The following is a 4693-nucleotide window of genomic DNA, read 5'->3' on the forward strand; positions in this document are numbered from 1 at the left end:
GGAAAGCGCACTGGGCTTACACTTGCTTCACCGCACAACCCGAGAGGTAAAAGTAACGCAACGAGGCCAACAACTCTACAAAGACTGCGCACCATTACTTGAGTCTCTGGCGTACTCTGTCGATCTGGCCATTGATGCTGAGGTTTCGTTTAAAGGCAAGCTCACGGTATCAATGCCCGTAAGAGCCGGATTAGACTTCCTGGGTAATTGGCTGATTGACTTCGCCTCAGAGCATAACGAGCTAAATCTTGAGCTATCGTTATCCAACGTGAATTTGAACCTGATTAAAGAAGACATCGATCTGGCCTTCAGGGTTGGCCCGCTTGTTGACTCGTCTGCAGTAGCATTGCGTTTATGGGATATTCCCTACTCACTTTGCGCTTCAGATGCGTTCGTCGCTTCTCATCAGCTTAATCCTGAACATATTTCCCTTGATGAACTTAAGCATCTCCCCTGTGTGGTGTCTTTGCCCGCACGTTCTTGGTCATTCATGGATAACACCAAGAAAGAAATACTCTTCGAACCAACAGAAAATCTTGTCGTTGATGATCTAAGCCTTGCTTACCATGCGGTAAAAAGCGGTCAATTTGTTGCAATGATCCCGAGCGTAATGATCACCGAGCCGACAATTGTCAGTCTTAACGTTGCAGATTTAACTCCGCGACAAAGAACCATGTACGCCTACTATATGGGAAAACGTCACACGATAAGTCAGATCAAGCATATCGTGGATTATATTAAGGAAAGAAACCTCAAGCAGAACATCTAAGATAGCGAACAGGCACTTACTGTGCCTGTTCATACCAATTCAGGAGGTTATTGGCGGTCAGGCGTTAGAAGCACTTTGCCCAAGACCTTGCCGTTTTCGAGCAGATCATGAGCCTTTGCCGCCTCTTCAAGTGGCATTGTTGAATACACAGGCATAATTTTACCTTCTGCTAAAAGTTTGTAGATCCCTTCCATCGATGCCTTGACTAACGGATAGTCATTAAAGTAAGTGGCATAAATTTCAGAATATGTAATCGTCGGCGCTTTACCAAAATGCTTTACCGCTTCAGCCTGAAGATTCGTTTCGCCAATACCGGCAAGGAAACCAAAAACAACAATATGGCCTAAGGTTGCCAGCACGTCCAAATCCTGAGCAATGGTGTTACCTGCAACCGGATTAAATATGTAATTTACCCCTTTTCCAGCAGTTACCTCTTTGACCTTCTCTACCCAGTTATCATTTGAATTGAAAGCGAAATCAGCTCCAAGCTTCAAAGATTGCATAACTTTCTCGTCATGTCTGTCGAGCGCAATAACATTAAGGCCTGCAACTTTCGCCAATTGAATGAGTGCCGTACCAACACCACCAGATCCGGCGTAAATCAGTGCAAACTTGCCCGGCTCCGCACGAACAACGTTATGCAACATATGATAAGCCGTGAAGTAAGTCACTGGCATTGCACCAACTTCCATCAAATTAGCAGAATCTGGCAGAACAATAAGCTTATCCGCATTAACCGCTGTATATTCGGCATACGTTGATGAGCCGATTGGACCAAGAAAAGCTACCTTTTGCCCTTTTGCTAATGCGGTTCCATTTGACTCCACAACAATGCCGCTACCTTCCACCCCAGAAATATATGGTAAGTCAGGCATCATGCCAGGAGGCATGTTCCCTTCTCTGATCACTGTATCAATGAAATTAACCGGGACAGCCTTCATTTGAACCAGCACATCGCCCTCTGCCAAAGCAGGTATGTCGATATCTTTATATAGTAATTTGTCGCTTCCACCAACTTGTTCGAGTACTACCGCTTTCATCACTCTCTCCTTTCAAAGGTATTGCTATATTCAGCTTTTCGGTTGTTTGTCTTTGGTTACGAGTGAGATGTTAGAAAGAAATTGATGTATTCGTAATTAGCAGTATTGGACAACACAATTGCAAAAATGGAATTGGCTACGGAATAGCAGTTAGACAACTGAATCGTTCTATCAGTACACTAGCCAGCTTGAGGATAACCCATTTCATGAACAAGATTGTGACAATATTAGATAGCGCCTGCATATCTAGCATTGATCAACAAATTTTTTTTGATGGTTACTGAGGGTAATGAGTTGATAAACAAGATTGAAGGCGTACTACAATTTTTGCGTGATGCCGAGCAACTGAAGAACACACTAAGAACAGCATGGACATCCAACGGACGCAGGGAAAGTACTGCCGAGCACACATGGCGATTGTGTTTAATGGCCTTGTTATTGGAGGAGCACTACTCTCACCTGGATATGCTTAAAGTTATTAAGCTGTGCATTATTCATGATCTTGCTGAAGCTATTGGCGGAGACATCTCTGCACTTGAACAGCACGCAGGGCTTGATAAAAGCGCTATTGAGCGACGAGATCTGGAAAGCCTGATAGCCCCGCTGGATGACACCTTACAAAGCGAAATCCTGGATCTGTGGCTCGAATATGACAGTGCCTCCACCGAGGAGGCACGTTTGGCAAAAGCTTTAGATAAAATTGAAACTCTTCTGCAGCATACTCAAGGGCGTAACCCAGCAGACTTTAATTATGAATTTAACCTGCAATACGGCAAGAAACACACCGACTATGATGAACTAACCAAACAAATTCGAGCTATCATAGACCAGGATACAGAGCGCCTGGCATCAAAATAAGTCGCCATTGATAGTCGCAGCTGTAAAAAAGCGGTATTGAAACCAACTTTGAACTCATTACCGTATCCCTTGGTTATTCACACCTACCTTGTAAAACAACGTGTTTGCATAACAGATAGAAGATGAAATCGATTTGACCGGAAAGAATGGCAACAATTCATTGAAGCATTCTTTCCATCAGTTCAGGCTATCAATAATCCAGAGTGCCTCGAATAGGATAGTTGTTATCCGGATTTCGGATCCAGGCCAGACCACGAGAAAGCGCACCAAGCTCAGGACGTACAAACGGGTTATTCGAAATATCAACCACATGCAAGTTGCCATGTTCGTTAACGACAAAAAGCCCCGGCTCTGAGAAATTATGATCGGTTTCTTGCTCGGAGCGTGGCAGTGAGATATACAAACCAAGATCTTTCATCTGCTCTTCCGTTAGCCCATAAGCTATTGGGAAACTTATATCTAATGCATCCAGATGGGCTTGCAACTGCTCTTTGGAGTCACCAGACACGGCCAGAATATCAACCCCTGCATCAGCAAAAGCTTGCTTATAACTTTCGAGTTCATTGAGGTATTTGGTACAAAGTGGGCAATGCTTTCCACGATAGACAAATACCGCTTGCCACACCGCCCAATTTCGTGGCTTTCCGAGGGTTGCGACTGTACCATCAAGTAATGCCGCTTCCATCTCCGGAAATACATCCCCAGCCTTAAGTTTTACTGAACTAGCCATAGTTACTCCAAAAACAATTTCGCTTTCTAGATTTGAAATCTTATTGTGGGCACTGGACTAAAGGTATTCAAGTAGTTACCAAAAGGTAACCATGCAAATAATTTTGAATTAAGGCATTAAGTAGCATTACTATCATTGGTTACTTCTTGAGCTACCAAGCTGAAAATAGGCTTTTTTCATAACTCCCGACGCTTGGCAGGTTCTATTCATCATGCATCAACTGTAAAGTACATTCATTGATAACTCTCGCCTCAATACAAAATGTAACACAGCAAGATATAGCCGAGTAAAGTACCTTCTGGCTATCCGTCCTATGCTGTACTCAAGAGGTGGGTATACAAACAAGCAAAGTGATAATCATATGAAATTTGATGAAAGCGTGATTGACAACCTTGAAGAACTCGAGAATTTTCTTCTATTGGTGGAAAATGGCGGGCTCGGTCTGACAAATGTCGCGGGTGTTGCCCTGGCAACTAACAATGCTGACGGCCGCCATTTCGTTGCAGTCCTTGATGACAAGCATCAGCTGCTACTCGGACGCTGGGTGACTGAAGAAGTATACGAAAACGGTAAGGACCTTATCCGTCACGGCCCTAAAAAGAAGCTGCACTAAAAGCTTGGAGCTAACTTAGCCTTTCTTACAAAAACGCGAACCATTGGTTCGCGTTTTTGTTGTATAACTTCAACTCTTATTAGTCACCGACATATCTTTATCCATAAAAATTAGGGTCCTGCCATTAAACTCATCAGTCTTGAAGGTTTTATAACCCATTTTTTCATAAATATGTTTTCCACGAGCATTCTCTTCAAACACATCAAGCCAAATTCGATTAGCTTTGAGATTAGTAGTCACGAATTGCTCCATTAAATTCATGGCTTTCTGACCAATCCCCAGCCCCTTTTGTGATACAACTATACGTCTAAATTCGGCACTTTTACTGTTTTCATTAACCACAAGAATGATAAATCCAGCAATCTCATTAGCATTTTTAATCGTTAGGTAATGGGTATCTTCTTTTAAGTACTCGACTAGATGCTTCTCAGGCGTATTAGGAATGATATAGCTTGCGTTGTCAGCAAGCTGCTCCATTTCCGCAAATAGATTTAGCTCGGTTTTTAAAGATGGGGATAACTGGACCATTACTGTTTCCTTGTTTACATTCATGTGTGACCAAGCAGTCTGAAGTTCCAATTTTCAACCTTTCCTGTTTCCAGCCGAAGCTCGACTTTACTCATCCAGTTTTGCGATAATCGAGCTTGTTGTAGGAGCTTATTCAACCCTTCCAGGTTCAATGG

6 protein-coding genes are annotated in these 4693 nt (G+C 43.0%); 3 read left to right on the plus strand and 3 right to left on the minus strand.

The annotated features are described in order from the left end of the window. A partial coding sequence (locus MHN01_RS17045) for a LysR substrate-binding domain-containing protein (RefSeq protein WP_239412435.1) occupies positions 1-769 on the plus strand: 769 nt, incomplete at its 5' end. A gap of 47 nt (positions 770-816) precedes the next feature. Here the strand turns inward: MHN01_RS17045 and MHN01_RS17050 are convergent. After that, positions 817-1809 (minus strand): zinc-binding alcohol dehydrogenase family protein, encoded by a 993-nt coding sequence (locus MHN01_RS17050; protein WP_239412436.1) that lies wholly within the window; start codon positions 1807-1809, stop codon positions 817-819. 294 nt (positions 1810-2103) lie between these two features. Between MHN01_RS17050 and MHN01_RS17055 the strand changes: the two genes are divergently transcribed. Next, positions 2104-2667, plus strand: a complete 564-nt coding sequence (locus tag MHN01_RS17055; RefSeq protein WP_239412437.1) for an HD family hydrolase — start codon at positions 2104-2106, stop codon at positions 2665-2667. A gap of 190 nt (positions 2668-2857) precedes the next feature. On the opposite strand, the gene MHN01_RS17060 is transcribed toward MHN01_RS17055, so the two are convergent. Further along, a complete protein-coding gene (locus MHN01_RS17060) occupies positions 2858-3397 on the minus strand; it encodes a redoxin domain-containing protein (protein ID WP_239412438.1) in 540 nt (179 codons plus the stop codon). Positions 3398-3758: 361 nt separating this feature from the next. Between MHN01_RS17060 and MHN01_RS17065 the strand changes: the two genes are divergently transcribed. Then, a complete protein-coding gene (locus tag MHN01_RS17065; protein WP_239412439.1) occupies positions 3759-4010 on the plus strand; it encodes a hypothetical protein in 252 nt (83 codons plus the stop codon). Between the two features lie 69 nt (positions 4011-4079). Here MHN01_RS17065 and MHN01_RS17070 read toward each other — a convergent pair whose 3' ends face one another. Continuing rightward, positions 4080-4538 carry an N-acetyltransferase gene (locus tag MHN01_RS17070; protein ID WP_239412440.1) on the minus strand — a complete coding sequence of 153 codons (459 nt, stop codon included), beginning with the start codon at positions 4536-4538 and terminating at the stop codon, positions 4080-4082. Positions 4539-4693 lie beyond the last annotated feature (155 nt).

This window comes from Photobacterium sp. OFAV2-7 (assembly GCF_022347985.1).
Classification (GTDB): domain Bacteria; phylum Pseudomonadota; class Gammaproteobacteria; order Enterobacterales; family Vibrionaceae; genus Photobacterium.